Consider the following 19441-nt stretch of genomic DNA (forward strand, 5'->3'; position numbering starts at 1 on the left):
TTGCGTTCTCGTCAGTCTGAAACAATGAGGCCGACGAAAACACAGAGGGGATGAACCGTTAGGCCAATGCGAGTGGGTGCTGTAAGGGGTGTAGTGATGAATGCGGCGATCACCTTCGCCGTATGTTGCTGTGTGCTCGCGCAGGGGAGTATGGCTCAAGGTGTTGAGCGGGATCATCAATATCAGTTTGATGTTGATGAGGAGACCTTGGGAGAGGCGCTGGCCGAAATATCAATACAGGCCAGAATTGGATATCTCCACCCATACGAATTGGCTGAAAGTCGGGGGGTAAACCCCGTTACGGGCTACATGACGATCTCCGAGGCGTTGGATGAATTGCTTCGGGGTACTGAGTTTTCTGCTGACCTTACCGAGAGCGAAGTGATTGTCATTTCGCGTATGGAACGGGAGCCAACAGAAGAGATGGGCAGCACAAAATTTGTAACGGCATTACTGGCAGGGGTCGCCAGTATTTCCTCGGCAACAGCTTATGCACAGGTCGTGGAAGATGTCGAAGAGCGTGGCAACGATGAGGTCGAGATCATTGAAGAGGTGGAGAGTGATGAATCAGAAAAAACACCTCTGCGCCAAGACGTAATCGTTGTCACGGGGACAAACATCAGGGGGATCGCGCCAGACAGCTCGCCGGTCCAGGTATTCAGCCGGGAAGACTTGCAGGAAAGCGGTGTATCAACCATTCAGGATTTCCTGAAGACAATGCCGCAAAACTTCGGTGGCGGTTCCAATGCCGAGGTGGTCGGTGGCCTGCCGAACGACTTCAGCGCGAGTTACAACTCAGGGCGCTCGGGAACATATGGCTCAAGTGCCAACCTGCGCGGTCTGGGGGCCGGTAGTACGCTCGTTCTCCTCAACAATCACCGTGTTGCGCCATCTTCCGGGCTCGGCGATTTTGTCGACATTTCGCTTTTTCCTGCTTCTGCCATCGAGCGAATGGAAGTTCTGACCGATGGGGCATCGTCGATTTATGGTGGCGATGCGGTCGCGGGCGTTATGAACTTTATCCTGCGTGAAGACTATGACGGTGCCGAAGCCATGGTGCGGTACGGCTCTGTCACGAACGGAGATCTGGACGAGTACAGGGCGAGCATGACCTACGGTAAGGCATGGGACGGCGGTAACGCCCTCGTAGCCTACGAGTATTTTAACCGGGGCAATCTCAGTGCTGGGGATCGTTCGTTCTCTTCTGAGGCCATCCTGCCAAATGATCTTTTCCCGAGTTCGGAGCGCAATTCCGTTGTGGCTGCGTTTTCGCAGGACATTTTGTCAAACCTGAGGTTCAAGTCTGACTTTCTGTATGGCAATCGAACCGGTCGCCGGGATTGGTCCGGTGCGACTTATTATATCCGTATTCTGCCTGATACTACCACGGTGTCGTCCTCGGCGGCTCTTGAGTGGAACATTTCCGAAAACTGGACGGCAGACTTCATTGGAGCCTACAGCAAAACAGATGGCGATGTGAACACAGAGGTGGATTCCAGCTGGCGCACGGATATCGAGTCTGAATTGTGGACGCTTGATGCCAAGGCTTCCGGTATTCTGGGCACACTTTGGGGTGTGGAGGTGCATGGTGCCTTCGGTGGTCAGTATCGGGAAGAAAGTTTTTCTAACGTCCGCGTTGATATCGACACGGTGCAACGCGAAGCAGATCGCAATGTCTCGGCAGTATTCGGTGAGTTGTACATTCCGCTGATTTCCGAGGAAGATGGTGTTGCTGGCGCGCACAGGCTCGACCTGAGCCTCTCCGGCCGATACGAGGACTATAGCGACTTCGGATCGCAGACCACTCCAAAGCTCGGTGTGCTGTGGTCTCCTGTTGAATCACTTCGTCTGCGGGCATCCTTCGGTAAGTCCTTTAATCCTCCACCATTGGGGCGTGTCGGCGCGCTCGATTACACTGCCTTCGTGGCTGGCACGGCGGATATCAACAACGTGTTCGGACTCGCAGCGGCTGATCCTTCGATCGCAGATGTGACAGCGATTTACGTTTCCGGCACGGCGAGGAACCTGCAAGCGGAGGAGTCGGAAACCTTCACGGCAGGGTTCGATTTCGACAAGGAGTTTGGTGCCCACCGGATCTCTCTTGAAGCCACATATCTCGATATCGATTTTGAGAACCGTCTCGGCAACACGCCTGTGCCAAACAACAGAAGCGTTTTCGATGCGCCAAATATTGCCTGGGGGGATGATACTGCTTTCCCGCCAGGAACAGTTGTGTATATGCCGTCACTCGATACGATCAACGACCTTCTCAACAGCGTGCAGGAAATCCAACTGCGTGGTGATGTTGATCCACTGGATGCTCAAATCATCAGTACAGTCCAGCTGACCAAGAACCTGACAAGAACACTCGTTCAGGGATTTGACTTCAGTACAGATTACGGTGTTGACACAGATTACGGTGAGTTCTCACTCGGTGTGAGTGGTTCGTATATTCTTGAGTATGAGCATCAAGCCACTCCTTCCACGCCTGCGGTTTCTAGAATCGACACTCTATACAACCCGACGCATCTGCGCCTGCGAGGTCGTACGGGCTTTGCCAAGGGCGGTCTGACGACGAATCTGTTTGTGAACTACACTAACAGTTATCGTTTTGATGACCTGCCGGGGTCGCAGAAAGTGGATTCCTTCACAACATACGATCTTTCTATATCGTATGACCTGGGTAATCAGTTTGCCGGCGGCAATCTGGGTGAGCCACGAGTCCGATTCTCTGTGCAGAATATGTTCGACACCGATCCACCTGCCACGACGAATGCGCCGACTTTCTCTGTCTACGGTTATGACCCGACGAACGCATCACCGCTTGGTCGGTTCGTATCGATAGAATTGTCGACAAAATTCTAGGATAGTTGTGTTCGGTAATATCTTAGAAGGAACCGGTAGGTGCGCGGACTAATCGTATTGATCGGTACACTCCTGATGGGGGTGGGCAGCGCGCTGTCCACCCCCAATACAACACGGTTTGATGTCGATGATTACGATCGGCTCCAGTCATTTGAAGAGCTTGTATTGTCGCCGGATGGCGACTGGATCGTATATGTGCAGCTTGGCGGTGCAGCGGATCCCGGACGTGCAGTCATTGTCCAAAGGGCTCTGCCTGATAAAGAGCCGTTGGACATAGATATTCCGGATGACGCCCGGGGCCTTGACTGGGGCAAGGATGGGGCCAGCCTGACTTATCTGTCCGCGAGCAACGGTGAGAGACAGGTCTATACCACTGAACTGTTTACTGGGAAAACCAGACAACTGACAAATGGCGCTGCCCCTGTCTCGTCCTATGCTTTTTCACGCGATGGCGGCGATTTCGCGTGGACCACCGTTCAGACAAAGCGTGAAGGTCCACGTGAACCGTCCCTATTCGAACAATTTCATGAGGGGGAGGAGCCGATCATTGTAGATCATCCTTCTCTTCGGCAATTTCACTTCGTAAATCCGCACTTTGCCGAGGGACGTTCATCCTCAACACGAAGTCTTCATGTGAGGGGGCCTGAAGGAGAAGGCATAACCGTGGACATCCCGGGCGATGTTGTCGACTTCCACTGGTCGCCTGACGGGATGAGGCTCTCGATAGCTTATCTGCATGATGACATACCGGACAGCCCGTTTGCCCCGCTTTATACGAGCATCGGTATTTTTGATTTGCGTACCAATGAGTTTCGGACACTCCTAAAGGCACGCCCATTCGGTACGAGTGATGATGCTGTATATTACTCTGGAGGGGAGTGGGCCTCTGATGGCGAAAAGGTGATCATTCGCCGGGTCTTGCAGACCAGTCTCTGGCGGGACAGACGCCATATTCTGTATGTCGATGTTAATGCCCGGCCGATCGACGCAACAGAAGCCTGGTTTGACTATGACATCTACCCTCCGGGGCGGGAGGTAACGCTGCTTGGGGATGGGCGGGCCGTTGTTGATGGAATCTCGCTGGGCAAACAAAGCGTCTTTCAGCTAGAGGCGTCCGGCGCGCGCCCGATCGATGTTCTGGCAGATATTCAGGGCGACAGTTATCTCGCATCATTTGATGAACGCGGCGACACTATTGCGTTTGTCAACGAACAACATAGCGCTCCGCCTGAAATATATCTTCTGGACGATGGGCAGCTCGTTCAATTGTCCCGTTCCAATGAGGAAATCTCGAGGAAGCAGTTGCCGATCGTTGAAGAGGTTCGCTGGTCTGGGGCGGATGGCGATACGCTGCAGGGCTGGCTGTTATTGCCCCCTGACGCGTCTGCGTCACAGGAACCAATACCGCTCGTGACGTTTCTCCATGGCGGCCCGGCGCCGCCTATGACCTCCCGGTTCGCGCAGTATTACACACAGTATGGCGGTATCTGGCCTTATCCTCTTGAGCTTCTGGCGCTCGAGGGAGTGGCGGTATTCATCCCGAATTATCGTGGTACACAGTGCTTTGGAAATGATTTTACCAATCCAATTGCGCCAGATCGCGAGGCCGTCGAAGACGTCCTGACAGGCATTGAAAGCCTGGTGGCCCGCGGGATTGCCGACCCGGAACGGCTGGGCCTGTCAGGACATAGCCATGGCGCTTGGCTCGGATCCCTGATCGTGACTAGAGAGAAGGACCGTTTTATCGCTGCGTCTTTCGCCGAGGGGCCGCAAAACAATGCGCTGACCTATCTGTACAGCCCGATGTATCTCTATGAGCGAGGCTATCATGAATTATGGGGTGGGGGGCTCTGGGACCGGCCGGAGCGTTATCTGGAAACCTCACCGGAATTCCATTTCGATGATGTGCGAACCGCAATTCTGTTCGAAGCTGGTGCTTATTCCCAGGCGATAACCATGATGGGTGGCCCCAAGGCTGCGACACGGGCGGGTGTCGCGACCGAGTTTGTTATCTACCCCCAGACCGGGCACAATCTTCGTGACCCGGATTTAAAGCGTGCATCTGCCATGCGTAATCTTGAGTGGTTTCTGTTCTGGTTGAAAGATCAGGAACAGCCCGATCCTACAGACGAAGAACAGTATGACCGGTGGGATATGTTGCGAGCTATCCGGTAGCAACTGCCAGCAACAATGCATTGGCTCTTTGGGCAGGCGATAAAGATTGCGACAGCGAGCGGTCAGGACGTAACCAAGGGGTAATTGGTTCGGTTCGTATGCGTGTCCTGAAGCTGCGTTCCGCTTCGCTGTCGCAACCATCTTGGGTGAGATCTTTACTTCTCGCGATATCCATTCGCCTCCAGGTAGGTAATCACACCTTCTGCATTGTTCGTCAGAAGCATGTCGGCCCCGTGCTCGACCAGCCAGCCCCATCCAGCGTCCGGATCGGTCTCTGATGTGGTGTCTCCATGTCCGCCAGAGCGGTTTTCGCTGTATGGGAAGCCGACCATGCGGATGACAGGCGCAAATTGCTTCATCAGCTCAATCGGTGCGGCATCCGGTTCGAAGTCTTTGACCTGAATGTAGTCGGCATGAGGCGGTATTTTTTCAGGGGTGCCAATGTCTTCGATCTTCGGACCTACGACCACGAACTGATCGTCGCTAAGACCATTGGCAATCATGAGCTTACGTACATCCGGTTCGACCACGGATTGATCGAGTATGCCCTTCGCGATCACCATGTCGTAGACCGCACCAACGATGTCATAGCCGTTCTTTTCGCAACGCGCATAGCACTTGATATCAAGTCGGAAGAGAATTCGATCTGCCATCAGGTCCAGAGCTTCATCAAACGTTGGCGGGTGTAGAGACGTCACCTCACCGTTGTCATCCTTGATGTAGGCACTCGTGATCTCTGCCAGTGTGTATTCATCAACACGTCCTGAGAGTGTGGTGGTGCGGTCGAGTGTGCGATCATGCATCAAGACAAGCTGGTCGTCGCTTGTAAGAGCGATATCCAGTTCGATCCAGTCAGCTCCAACTGCGATACAATGTTCGAGTGCGAGCAGCGTGTTTTCAGGACGTTCGAGTGAATGACAGCCGCGATGGGCTTCAATCAGGACATAAGGATCAGCCGGATCATGGGCGATATCAATAATCTGCTTCATCTCTGGCGACAGATCGAAGGCGGGTGCATCTGATTCGGCATCGGCTGGCAGAAACTGGCAAGCGGCCAGGCCCAGCAGCAGGGCGGAGAATGGGGCATATTTCATTGGGAAAATCCAATCTGAGAAGAGGTATGCCGCCGGGAGGTGCAGACCATTCCGGCGGCATATTTTAGGAGCGATCTGAGCCTTAGTACTGGAAGTTTACCCCCAGCCAGATGACGCGTCCGCGTTCGACATTGCCTGCCAACAGGTCGCCCGATGGGAAGCGACGGTTAAACTCCATGCCCTCTTCAGTGAGGTTCTGGACCTCGCCAAGGATCGTGAACCGATCCGTCAGCTGATAACGTGCCTGCACGTCCAGCACACCGCGAGGTTGGGCGTGCACGTCATAGATATCGCCAGCGTCCGCCAGAATGTTGGAGAGATACTCGTCGACATAGTTGTAAGCGACTTTTGCCCCGAACGGACCTTTCTCATAGGAAAGCTGGGCGTTTACCAGAAGCTCTGGTTGGTTGAGCCAACCACCTGGGTCGCGCTCAACACCCGCATCGTTGACGTAGGTAAACTCTGACCCGATCCAGGTGAGGTTGCCGTCAAAGACAAACCCATCAAATGGAGCTGGCAGCGTATTGGCAAAGTCTTTGCGGAAGCCGAGCTCCAAACCATAAATCGATGCACTGGAAGCGTTGATTGGCTGATTTACAGTCGCGGTATAAGACTGACCTTCGTATTCGAAATCCGGGATTTCTGTGGTGAGGACATAGATCAGGTCCTCAACGTCCTTGTGAAAGCCAGCAAGAGAGATCAGAGACCCGCCATTATCGAAATAGTATTCTGCAGAAATGTCGAGATTGTCAGATACCAGAGGTTTCAGGTCTGGATTGCCGCGGGAAATCGAAATTGTTCCTTCGCTATCATTCGGCACACCAAAACTCTCGGCGCGTTTCAGATATTCGTAGTTTGGTCGACCAATCGTTCGCGTATAGGCCGCACGAAGCAGGAGGTTGTCTGATGCCTCAAACGTACCAATGAGGGACGGGAGCAGGAAGTCATACTCGTACGCTCGCTGTTCCGGTCGGTATTGAGCCGAGTCCGGATCGCTTGGCAGCCGCTGGTCGCGAACATAAAGATCAACATCGACTTCCGTCGTGTCATAGCGAAGACCTGCCTGCACCTTGAAACGGTCTGCCTTGTAAACGCCCTGAGCATAAAGGCCGTATATCGTCTCATCGATGGTGTAGTCCGAGCTGATCGAGTTGTCTGTCCGGTCGGTGGTCAGTGGCTTGCCCTGAGCGATCCAGTCGGCGCGAAGGCGGGCATCGTCGATCAGGTAGAAGTTTACGTCCGGGTCCGTCGTCGGGAACACGTTGTCTTCAATGTACTGGTCGAAGGTCACGACCGGACATTGCTGAATATCAGCCTCTGCGCAGCCCGCCGTGTTGTAGACTGACCCTTGAATATACTCACGGTCAAAACTGTGGTCGCGGTTCAGGTAAGTGGCGCCAGCTTTGAAGCCGAATCCACGATCGGACGCTTCATAGTTCATCTTCCAGGCACCATCGAGATAGGTCAGATCCTGCTGAATGTCCTGTGTTCGCTCACGGATATAGCTGATTGAAGCGATAGACGGATCGTTGGCGATATCAGGGTTGTTGAAGTCCAGAACGGGGCGGCCGCTGGACATGTCATATGAGAATGCGGTTGCGGCTGAACGAGGCGGGAGGAATTTCGACATGTTCTTGACGACATCGACTTTTGCCCGTGAGAAGGAGCCGGTCAGATCGATGGCGTGGTCTTCGTTGAAATTGTGCTCAAAACGGCCGGTGATCGCAGTGGTTGTTGTCTCTTCCGGTTGATAGCTGAAGCCGGTTTCGATGGCGCCAGCGAGCCATTCGCCGGTGGTTGCTGTCTGGTTTACCGGGCGGATGCTTTCTTCAGCAATGTCCAGATGCTCGTGGCGCGTCTCTTGTTCGTCCTGTTTGAACCATCCGGCGAAAACGGATGCTTTGGTGTCCACGGATGGACGCCATTCAAGCTTGGCAACGGCAGACACACGCTCCTGTTCGTTTTCGAAGAGGAAGATCTGGTTCCGGCGCGGGGCTGGAAGGCCGTTAGACTCACCGAAATTATCGACGCGGGAGTTGTCAGTCGGGTCATTCGTGTAGAACAGATAGGTCTGGCTCTCGCCACCTGGGCGTTCGTCACGTGTGGTGGAATAGAATTTCTCGTAAGAACCTGAAACGACCAGACCAAACTGGTCCTGCGCACCAAAGGTTGTTCCGAAAAGGCCGGAGGCCCGGATATTCTCCCCCTGATCGTCGACAACCTTGCCAGCTGTTGAGTTGTCACCCATCGAAAAACGGAAGTTGCCGAATGCCTCGTCATGGTCAAAGGCGCTTGCCGTGACCAGGTTCAGCTGACCAGACAGGCCATGCGGATTCATATCTGCTGTGAGGGTTTTGACAGCTTCCACACGGCCGATGATCGAAGGAGGAAACATGCTGAGATTTGCAGCGCGTTCGCTCTCGCTCGCTGTTGCGATCGGTGCGCCGTCAAATGTCGCGAGGTTGAAGCTTGGAGACAGGCCGCGGATAACGATGTTTTCAGCCGACGAGATCGACCGGTCTGTGGCCATGCCGGTTGATGAGACAGAAGTGACACCAGGAATACGCCGAGCAATATCAGCGACTGACAGATCAGGAAGCAGGCCGATGGTATCCTGGTTGATGCCGTCTGTAATACGATCAGAGTCGCGTTTGTCAGCAATTGCTGCTGAGTTCGCAGTACGAAATCCAGCGACCACGACTGTGTCCAGGGTTTTCTGATCATCCTGGTTTGGGGCGGTGACATTCGTTTCATCCGCATCCTGAGCAATTGCGGCCCCGGAACCGATGAGTATAGCGGCGAGCGACACACCCGCAAAAAGCCTCATGGACATAGTATCTCCTTAGATCTGAGCTGACGACGCCATTGGGCGGGCCATGTCCAGAACAACGGAGCCTATCGGGATCTCCAGACAGAGCATTTTGCGAAACTTTTAAGACATCTGGAACGCTTTGATTTAGCTAGAAAATTTTTATTCGCGCACCGATCCAGGCAACGCGACCGCGCTGTGCCCGTGTCGCGATCAGGTCACCGGTTGGAAATCTGCGATTGAAGCCAAGACCTTCGGCGGTCAGATTTTCAACCTCGCCAATCAGGGTCAAATTCTCTGTCACATTCAAGCGTATCTGAAGGTCGGTTACGCTGCGCGACAAGGCGTAGGTATCGTACAGATCTCCGTCTTCGGACAGAATATTCGACAGGTATTCGCCGACATAATTGTAAGCAATATTCGCTCCAAAGCGTTCCGTCTCATAAGCTAGTTGCGCATTGGCGATCAGGTTAGGTTGATTGATCCAGCCGCCAGGGTCGCGGGTCGCTCCGTCTGTGTTCACATAAACGAAATCACTCTCAGTCCAGGTGACGTTTGACGTGAAAGAAAAATTGCTGAAGGGGGCCGGCAGCAGGTCTTCAAACTGAACATTTGCGGATAACTCCAGCCCATAGAGGTTCGCCTGATTGGCGTTTACAGGCTGAATAATCTCGGCCGTAAGTGTGTCCTCGTCGAGCGCATAATTCTCGATAATCGTCCGACGTGTGAAAATCAGATCCTGAACATCTTTGTAAAAAAACGCCGCAGATAACAGCCCCGCACGATCTCCAAAATAGTATTCGAAGGAAGCATCAAAATTATTCGAGATGAGTGGCTGAAGATCGGGATTGCCCCGCTTGATGGTTACATAGCCGGATTCTGGTGCGCCGATGGAATCACCCTGTGTCAGATCACGAATGTTCGGTCTGCCCAGTGTCTGAGAAAATCCGCCGCGAAGTATAATATTGTCCGTTAATTCGAAACGGGAAATGAGTGTCGGCAGCAGATTTTGGTAGCTCTGGTTTCGTGTGACGGGCTGATATTGTGCAGCGTCCGGTTCAGCTGGCAACCGGGAATCCCGCAAATAATAACCAACAGTGGATTGGGTGTTATCAAATCGCAAGCCGAACTCAATCCGCCACCTGTCATCGTCATAGATAAGTCTGGAGAACGCGCCTGATACACGTTCATCGAGCCAATAGTCAGACGACAGCGAACTGTCGGTCCGGTCTGTTGTTCGTGGCATTCCCTGATCCCGCCAAATGCCACGAACCGCAGAGTCATTGACCAGGAGAAAATCGACATTCGGATCGCTGGTACCAAACCGTTTATCTTCGACAAAGCGGAGGAATGTTGCCAGCGGGCAATCGCGGATATCACTTTTATCACAGGCGCTGACATCAAAGACATCGCCTTCAACATAGTTCAGATCAAAATCCTGTTCTCTGAAGGTCAGGGCACCGCCGAATTCAAGCGTCCAGTTGGAATTTGAACCGAGAGGTTTTTCGAAACTGCCCCGTAGATGAAACAGGTCCTGTTCGGTGGTTTCCTTGATTTCCCGAACATAGGACGAGGCATAGGTTGAAGGGTCGTTTGCGCCTTCATCATCGAAGAAATCGAGTGTCGTGCCGCCGGGGCCGAGCGTATAGGCGAAGGAATCCAGCCTCACTATCCCATCAGGTGTCATGCCTCGGATGAATTTTGACATATTGCGCGCTTCTGTCACATTCGCAGATGAAATCGATCCCGAAATAGCCAGCGCACTTCGGTCGTCGAACTGGTGTTTGAGATGTCCCAGAAGCATTGCCGAAGTTGTCTGGGCAGGTTGGGAGACGAAGCCTGACTCGATCGAGCCGCTCGTCCAGATTCCACTCGTATCCGATTGTTCAATCGGGGGTATGTCTGCATCGACACTGACAAGGTGTTCGTGTCGGATTTCCTTCTCATGCTCGCGAAAGATGCCGCCGGTAAGAGACATGGATGTCTTTGCGCTTGGCTTATATTCCAGTTTCAGTAATGCGGATGCACGCTGCTGAGCGCTCTCAAACAGGAATAGCTGGCTTCTTGCGGGCGAGGCAAAGCCGGTTGAAGCATGAAACTCATCAACGGGCTGATGATTGTCTGGTTCGGATGAGTAGAACAGATAGCTACCATCCTCGGCCCCGGGGCGCCGGTCCGCGCTTGTCGAAAAGAACTGTTCATACGACGCGGCAAACGACACGCCAAGCGAGCCCTGCTCACCTATTCGGTTTGTCGCGAAAGTATCCAGGCGCAAGTTAGCACCTTGATCATCGAGCAAATTGCCCGCGGTCGAATTCTCTCCAACGGAAGCGCGTAGTACCCAGCTGGGTATGCTGTAATCAAAGGCCGACTGTGTTTGAAGATTCAGGCGGCCTGAAAGGCCGTGTGGATCATCTGCTGCGTTTAGTGTCTTGATGGCGTCGACGCGTCGAATGGACGTCGGAGGGAAGAGGCTCAGATCTGCTGCCCGGTTGCCTGCACTCGCTGATGCAAACGGAAGGTCATCGATGGTCGCTTGAATATAGTTGGCGTCGATGCCCCTGATCAAAACGTTTTGATGGCCTTCAATCTGCCTTGTCGTATCGGTTCCGTTTTTAGGGATTGATGACAATCCGGGTATACGCCTTGCAATGTCTGAGGTTGTCAGGTCCGGAAGGAGGGTGATCGTATCCTGACTCACACCGTCGAGGATCTGAGTGGCCTCACGTTTCTGTCTGGCCGCTGCCTTATGGGAAGAACGATAGCCAGTAACAATGACCGGACTTGCGCGTAGCTCTTTGTCCCAAAGAGGCTCATCGGTGACGACGGGCGATGGCTTTCGAAGCGGGGGCGGAGGAGTGGGAGGAGATGCGCGGGTGATCGGCGCTTCAATAACCGCAAATCCCTCGCCGACTTTCGAGATCGAAAGACCATGCGGTTCCAGCAATTTTCTGAGTACGAATTCAATCGAGTCGTCAGCAGCAAAGGCCTTCGTTGATAATCCCGTGATCTGGTCGGATCTGGCGAGGATAGGAACATTAGCTTGTTCTGATAAGACGCGGAGGGCGGTCGTTAACGGGCCTGCTTCAATCACGAAATGGGTGCGGTTCTTATCGGTCTCGGCGAAAGCGCTACTTGCGAACGCCAGCGCGAAGGTGCTGACGATCACAAGTTGAATGGATTTGCGGCTCTTGGTCCGACCGAAAGCGAATTTGTGCTTTCTATTTCGATTTGTCCGACGACAGAACGATTTGACCAGGCGTGTTTTCAATTTGCAGACCGTAAAGCAACGCTAATGTCTGCAAAGTGCTGTCGGTTTGTGACAGCTGAAATCGTCCTGTTACAAGAAACTGGTCAATCTCGGCATTTTCTACGGAGATCGTGCTGTCTGAGTAACGCTCCAGTTTTGCCATGACTTCATTCAAAGGCATATCCACTGCATCGACCCAACCGGTCCTCCAGTCTGCATATGTCGAAACGTCAAACTCAAATTTTTTCATGGAGCGATTGTTCAGAATATTCGCGCCCTGACCTGCGGTTAATTCGACAGTTTTTTGAGAAGACGTATCGCGAAATGACACGCGTCCTTCCAGGACGGTTACGCTGATGCCCTGGTCCCAGGTGTTCACATTAAACTGAGTGCCGAGAACGCGGATCTGGGCGTCGCCGGCATCAAGAACAAACGGGCGGTCCTTATCCTTTGCGATGCTGAAGAAGGCTTCACCCGCTTCGAGTGTCGCGGTGCGTACGGACCCAGCATTATCGAATGAAATGCGTGCTTTGCGTTCCAGGGTGACCTTCGACCCGTCCTCCAGAAGAACACTGCTGGTCTGATCGCTCGGCGCTTGCGCGATCTGCACGGCGTCCGAAGGTGGCAGCGGAGGTGAAACCACCGGAGCAATCGCCAGCGCGATAGCCGCCGCTGCCAGGACGCCGCCTATTGGCACGGCAAAGCGCCAGTTTCGCCAGAAGCTCGAGAGCAAGTTGTTTCGACTGGTCCCTTTATTTTCATATGAGCTTTCTTCGACTAACGCGGCAGCCAGTGCCGTTTCAGGTGCTCTCCAGACATCGATTGCTTCTCCGAACAGTTCGCGTCTTTTCGGATCTTGTGCCAGCCAGTCATCCAGCTCTTTATGTTCGGCAGCATTCAGTCCGCCTAGCATCTGGCGCGCGGCCCAATTTATTGCCGTATCGAAATCCTGTTCGTCGGCCATTGAACGGCTCATTTCATCGTTTGACTTACGCATTGCGGCCTCCCGTGAGGGAAGTGCTTTTGTCTTTTTGCCATTCTCGTCTGGCTTTCACCAATTCGGCAAGCGCGCGGGTGATATGTTTTTCAATGGCCTTTTGACTAATGCCAAGACGCTCAGATATCTCGGCCTGGCTCTTTCCTTCGACGCGCGCCAGAACAAACACTTGGCGCCTGAGTTTGGGCATGCCCTGAATGACCTGTTGGACCGATTCCAACTCGCGCTTTGCATGGGTTATCTGATCGGGGCCGGGCGTATCAGCAACCAGTGTGTCAGAGAGGCCTACAAAGCCTTTTGCACCACGCCGATATCCATCAACAATCAGATTGGATGCAACCCGAAAGGCATAGGGTTCGTGTTCAGCTTCGGCCAGAGCGCCATCAGACATGCGTGCTATAATCCTTGCCAAAGTCTCTTGTACAATGTCGTCGCGATCTGCATTTGAGTCTGTCTTCTTTCCGACATAGCGCCTGAGGCGTTTAACGAAATCCGGATGGAACTGCGCCGTTGAGCGCGCCTCGAACGCAGGCGACATGACGGTTGAGATCCTTCAAATAGAACGCGTTTGAACTGATAACGCTGTAGGGCATCAAAACCCGACACCGCTTATGCCCCTGAGGCGTGTCACTATTGCGACATTTGCAATCATGGAACTTCATGGCGGGCATTAAATCGTGAGTTCCGTCAGGTGTTTTCAACGTTTTTGGAATGGCCGCATGTGCCGTGATCTGGTGTCAGCACTGCCTAGTGCAGTACTAAGCGCTTTGCCTGTGGAGGCCGAACGGTGCCATTGTAAAAAATGTGACAATAACTTCTGCTATCGCGTCCAATATGTATGGGAGTTACGTCGTTCATGCGTTGGTCAGGCACAGTCTGCAGCTTGGTGCTTTGCCTTCTCGCTTCAATCGCGCATGCTCAAGAGACAGACGCACCAAAGCCTTCAAACACTCCTTCCGTTGAGGAGGAAGCCGCGCAACGGATAAGCATCCCAGCTGGCGCTTTGTCGGCGGCATTGCAATCCATCGCCCGTGAGTTTGATGCGAATGTACTGGTCTCGGCGGAGCTTCTTGAGGGAAAGTATCAACACGGAATTGACGGCCGCTTCACTCTGAGGAGCGCACTTGAAACGTTATTGGCCGACACAGGGCTGCAAAGCATAGAAGTCAGCCCCGGAACATTCGCAGTGCTTGCTGATACGAAGCCGGTTTCAGAAAAGGCGCTGAACGAGCCGCACGTCATTCCCTATGTCCAGCTGCCACAGAAGCCTCTCTTCTCCAGCGCAGATCATTCGACAGATCTGGATCGTCTGCGCCGTGAAGACGTCATCATCGTCACGGGCACGCGCAGACGTGGGCGAACCGTTTTCGAATCTCTGGCGCCGATTGATGTCATTTCGTCAGTTGAGTTGCGGCAAACTGCGTCTGAAGAACTTCTGGATGGATTGGCACAGTCACTCCCGGCGTTTACTGCCTTTCGTCTGCCATTGAATGACGGGAATATTTTCAACAGACCGACAGCTTTGCGGGGGCTTTCGTCAGACAAGACCCTGGTGCTCGTGAATGGAAAGAGACGGCACCGTTCCGCATTTCTGGAAACCGCACGGGGGCAGCCAACCGATCTCTCGCAAATTCCGATCTCCCTGATTGGGCGGGTGGAAGTGCTTCGTGATGGTGCATCCGCTCAGTATGGATCGGATGCGATTGGCGGTGTCATCAACATCATTCTTGAAGAAGATACTCAAACAACCGGCTTCGCGCAGTACGGAGAGTATTACGAGGGGGATGGCGATACCTGGCGGACGGGCTTTCGAACAGGGACGGTTTTGCCAAATGGCGGCTTTTCAACATTCGCATTTGAGAGCTTTCAATCTGCACCAACATCTCGATCGGTCCAGCGTGATGATGCAAAGGCGTTTCAGGCGGCGCATCCGGAGATCTCTTTGCCAGATCCTGTGCAGCGATGGGGGCAGCCGGAACGAGAGGGCTGGAGAGTCGGCCTGAACAGTGAGTTTCCATTAACGTCCGAGCTGGATGGCTTTCTGTTTGGGACATTCGGTCTCAGCCAGGGCATTTCGGACTTTAACTGGCGCAACCCGGATGTCTCGAATGCTTACACCCTGACTGATGCCTTTCCGGACTTTGATTTGCGCTCGCTTTACCCGGCTGGTTTTACGCCGCGATTTGGACAGGAAGAGACCGACGTCTCGCTGTTTGCAGGGCTTAGGTCTGCGACGGCAGACGCTCTGCAGTGGGAAGCGAGTTTGGGGTATGGCGGCAATCACATCGACTATATTCTGAACAATACGATCAACGCGTCACTCGGACCTGAGAGCCCGTTCAATTTTCGTCCGGGGCGGCTAAAGCAGAGCGAGCTTGCGATCAATATTGATGCGTCGCGGGATATCGCACTACTCGTTCTTCGAAGACCCGCTCATCTGGCATTTGGCTTGGAATACCGGCAGGATCGATATGTCGTAGAGCGAGGGGATCCGGCGTCTTATGCGGTAGGTCCGGCTGCTGTAGACGGTGCGGCCATAGGCGCGAATGGATTTCCGGGTTATTCGCCGGATCAGGAAGGGTGGTTCGACCAGGTGTCATTTGCGGCATTCGCTGACCTCGAACTTCCGCTGTCTGATAAACTGGCCGCAGAAGCTGCGGTGCGATACGAAGATTATTCTCTGTTCGGAGACACATTCGAAGGCAAGCTGTCGGCACGTTATGCCCTGACGTCTGATTTTGCCGTCAGAGGAACAGTTTCAACTGGTTTCAGGGCTCCGACAGCCGGACAGGTTTTCAGTCAGAGGACGTCACAGGGGCTCGATTCCACGACGCTGAATGGCGTGACGAATGGGCGCTTTTCGCCGGAAAGTCTTGTCGCCGATGTAATTTCGGAGCGCGATGGCATTCACATTCGGTCTCTGAGGCCCGAAAGATCCCTCAATATTGCGGCCGGTGTAACGTTCAGGACAGACGATGATTTTCTGCTGACGCTGGATGTTTTTCAAATCTCGATCTGGGATGAATTCGGTCGCACGCCGACCTATGAGCTGGAGCTGCATGAGCGCGATGTGCTGCAGGCAATGAGCCCAGACCTGGGTTTCATTTCGAACGTCTATTTTTTTCAGAATACCTATGATCGGGTGACGCGGGGTGTGGACCTCGTTGCGAGTAAAAACTGGCAGTTTGAGACAAGTGATCTCGAGGTGACGTTTGCATATTCGCATGCCAACCGGACATTGGAAAAATCTCGTTTCGACCCGGAATTCGCTTTGGATCAATTGCTGGTGAACCCCAATCTCAGCGACAGTATGACGATTACAGCCACATATCATATTGGCGTTCTGGAATTTTATTCCCGCTTGCGTGCGCATGGGGACTGGCGGGGCGCGTCGGGCATTGAAACGGATCCAATTCAGGTCTTCGGAGGGCGTACATTCTTTGATGTTGCGCTGACATGGAACATAGACCCGAAAACCTCTGTTCGGGTGGGAGCCGAGAATGTTTTTGACACATATCCCGACCGTGCACTGAACCAATCCAATCGTGGTCTGCTCTATTCGCGGGACAGCCCCTATGACACGGATGGTGGGCTTTTCTATCTGAGATTATCGAAAGACTTTTGAGCGAAGGACGTTTTCCTCTGACGTGTGAACTTTGTGTGAAACCTCTCAAACACGGCACATTCTTCTGACGTGGGATCGTCTTCCCCCATGCAGTCCGATCTTGAACGGGCACCAGCACAGACGGCTGCATTGTGAGAGTCACGAGGGGAATACACATGAATTTTCGTAGAAAGCGCGCCAGTCTTTTACTTGCCACCGTTTCAGCCCTGACGCTTGGGCATGTTGCGTCAGCGCAGGACGCCGGTGTCGCAGCTGAGTCAGAACTCGTTGCCGACACGGTCATCGTCACAGGGACACGCCAGACGCAGCGAACGGTTTTCGATTCCATGGCGCCTGTTGATGTTGTTTCGAATGATGCCGTCGACAGCACGATGTCAGAAGACCTGCAGGATACGCTCGCACAGCTCGTTCCGTCCTATAAAGTGGAACGCAATCCGATGGCGGACGGCAATGTGTTTGTTCGTTCAGCCACCCTGCGCGGTCTTGGTCGAAACCAGACCCTTGTTCTGGTCAATGGCAAGCGTCGCCACCGTTCTGCACTTCTCGGTGCTGGCACCGACCTCGCGATGATTCCATCCTACGCGATCAAACGTATCGAAGTCCTGCGTGATGGTGCGTCTGCTCAGTATGGTTCGGATGCGATTGCCGGCGTGATCAACATCATTCTGGATGATCAGCCTGGTTATTCCGCGTTCACTCAGTTTTCGGAATATTACGAAGGCGATGGCTCGAACTATCAAGTTGGCGGTCAGGCAGGATTTGCGCTTGGTGAGAAGGGCAGCTTCGTAGCGACCGGTGAGTGGTATGATTCTGATTCCACGTCGCGCTCACGCCAGCGCCCGGATGCTGCGGCATTTCAGGAAGCCAACCCTGATCTTATCGTCGATGATCCGGTTCAGGACTGGGGGCAGCCGGAGCGCGAAGCCTTCCGCCTGGCGATGAACACATCCTTCGCCTTCACGCCTGGAATTGAGGGATATGCGTTCGGTACCTACAATCAGGGGCAGGGTGTGTCCGACTTCAACTGGCGTCACCCAGAGTCCGGTGTTTTCAACACATCACCGATTTTCCCTGACTGGGATCTGGCAGACATTTATCCGACAGGTTTCAGCCCGCAGTTTGGCCAGCATGATACGGACAAATCAATTGCAGCGGGATTGCGTGGTGCTTTGTTGAACGACCGTCTGAGCTGGGACGCAAGTGCTTCATTCGGTGAGAACCGTATTTCGTACTTCATGTACAACTCAATCAATGCGTCGCTCGGCCCGAATAGCCCGACTGCCTTTGAAATGGGTGATCTGATCCAGCGCGAGACCAACTTTAATGTCGATTTCGTGTATCTGGCGGATTTCGGTCTGTCCGATGATGTGAGCATTGCGTTTGGTGCAGAGCACCGCGATGAAACCTATAAAATCGTTGCGGGAGATCAGGCGTCATGGGCGATTGGACCGGGTGCTGCGGACGGTCTGGCGACCGGCTCGAACGGTTTTCGCGGTTTCGAACCACGTCAGGCTGGATCTTTCGATCAGCAAAGTGATGCATTCTATGTTGATGTCGAAGTGCCGCTTACGGAAGCCTGGTCTGTCGGTGTGGCTGGCCGTTATGAAGATTACAGTGAATTCGGTGATACGCTGGATGGAAAGATCTCAACGCGTTTCGAACTGACGCCGGAACTGGCCCTGCGTGCGACGGCCTCTACAGGCTTCCGGGCACCAACACCAGGTCAGCTTTTCTCTGAATCAACCAGCCAGGGCCTCGATACCCAGACACTGGAAGTCTTCACAAATGGCCGGTTCTCTCCGCAGGGACCTGTGGCCGATATCATCGCCCAGCGTGATGGCGTGGAGCTTAATCCGCTCACTCCAGAGGAATCTACGAACTATACGCTCGGTCTGGCCTACCGTAACGCGACCGGCTTCACAGCGAGTATTGATCTTTATCAGGTCGAGCTTGAAGATCGCCTCGGTTCGTCCGGGGGCTTCGTCCTGACGGCTGAGGAACGTCAGGCGCTTGAAGACGCAGGTGTTCCAGGTGGTGGCACATTCAACTCTGTCAACTTCTTCCAGAATACAGACGGGGCGAAAGTGCAGGGTGTGGACGTCGTTGCCAGCTATGCCATGGCTTTTGCTGAAGGCAATCTGACGCTCAATGGTGCCTATAACTACAATCAGCGTGAATCGGACTCGTCTTCTGCTGACGAGGATCGTCGATATGAAGAAGGTCTGCCGCAGCATACAGCGAACCTGACGGCGACTTATGCTCGTGGCCCGTTTGAAGTGTTTGGACGTGTCCGATATTATGGGCCATGGACGGACAATTCTGACAATGCGAATGGCCAGATCTATCAGGAATTTGGCTCAATGACGATGTTCGACATCGGCCTGACCTACGACATCAACGAAGAGATGTCTGTTCGTGTTGGCGCCGAAAACGTGTTCGATCTGTATCCAGACGAAGCCAGTTTCCAGGCAAATCGGGGTCTGATTTACTCGCGTAATGCGCCTTACGACACAGATGGCGGCAATTTCTATGTGCGTTTTGAAGCCGCCTTTTAAGAGAAGATAACTCACCTACTGCGGTGGCCAGGGACACTTTGGAGGGTTCCTGGCCATCGGCTATTTGAAAC

The 19441-nt window shown here is 53.6% G+C and carries 9 protein-coding genes; 4 read left to right on the top strand and 5 right to left on the bottom strand.

The features are described from left to right. The first annotated feature begins 96 nt into the window (after positions 1–96). Both ACFQDM_RS15020 and ACFQDM_RS15025 read left to right on the top strand, forming a co-directional pair. A complete protein-coding gene (locus ACFQDM_RS15020; RefSeq protein ID WP_377380419.1) occupies positions 97–2865 on the top strand; it encodes a TonB-dependent receptor domain-containing protein in 2769 nt (922 codons plus the stop codon). A gap of 39 nt (positions 2866–2904) precedes the next feature. Next, positions 2905–5040 carry a S9 family peptidase gene (locus tag ACFQDM_RS15025; protein WP_377380421.1) on the top strand — a complete coding sequence of 712 codons (2136 nt, stop codon included), beginning with the start codon at positions 2905–2907 and terminating at the stop codon, positions 5038–5040. Positions 5041–5195: 155 nt separating this feature from the next. Here ACFQDM_RS15025 and ACFQDM_RS15030 read toward each other — a convergent pair whose 3' ends face one another. The 5 genes from ACFQDM_RS15030 to ACFQDM_RS15050 all read right to left on the bottom strand — a co-directional run bounded on the left by ACFQDM_RS15030 (position 5196) and on the right by ACFQDM_RS15050 (position 13728). Further along, a complete protein-coding gene (locus tag ACFQDM_RS15030) occupies positions 5196–6134 on the bottom strand; it encodes a glycerophosphodiester phosphodiesterase family protein (protein ID WP_377380423.1) in 939 nt (312 codons plus the stop codon). Positions 6135–6216: 82 nt separating this feature from the next. Then, entirely contained in the window at positions 6217–8967 is a 2751-nt protein-coding gene (locus tag ACFQDM_RS15035) for a TonB-dependent receptor (protein ID WP_377380424.1), read from the bottom strand. Positions 8968–9094: 127 nt separating this feature from the next. Further along, positions 9095–12112, bottom strand: a complete 3018-nt coding sequence (locus ACFQDM_RS15040; RefSeq protein ID WP_377380426.1) for a TonB-dependent receptor — start codon at positions 12110–12112, stop codon at positions 9095–9097. 52 nt (positions 12113–12164) lie between these two features. Further along, on the bottom strand, positions 12165–13190 hold the full coding sequence (locus tag ACFQDM_RS15045; RefSeq protein ID WP_377380428.1) for a FecR family protein: 1026 nt from the start codon (positions 13188–13190) through the stop codon (positions 12165–12167). Beyond that, positions 13183–13728: an RNA polymerase sigma factor gene (locus ACFQDM_RS15050; RefSeq protein ID WP_377380430.1), complete on the bottom strand. Its 546-nt coding sequence runs from the start codon at positions 13726–13728 to the stop codon at positions 13183–13185. The genes ACFQDM_RS15045 and ACFQDM_RS15050 overlap by 8 nt, the downstream gene beginning before the upstream one ends. A gap of 465 nt (positions 13729–14193) precedes the next feature. Between ACFQDM_RS15050 and ACFQDM_RS15055 the strand changes: the two genes are divergently transcribed. Continuing rightward, on the top strand, positions 14194–16815 hold the full coding sequence (locus ACFQDM_RS15055; protein ID WP_377380432.1) for a TonB-dependent receptor domain-containing protein: 2622 nt from the start codon (positions 14194–14196) through the stop codon (positions 16813–16815). A 155-nt stretch (positions 16816–16970) separates the two neighbouring features. Further along, positions 16971–19370 (top strand): TonB-dependent receptor plug domain-containing protein, encoded by a 2400-nt coding sequence (locus ACFQDM_RS15060; protein WP_377380433.1) that lies wholly within the window; start codon positions 16971–16973, stop codon positions 19368–19370. Positions 19371–19441: the final 71 nt, after the last annotated feature.

The organism is Ponticaulis profundi (assembly GCF_042659465.1).
GTDB classification, from domain to species: domain Bacteria; phylum Pseudomonadota; class Alphaproteobacteria; order Caulobacterales; family Hyphomonadaceae; genus Ponticaulis; species Ponticaulis profundi.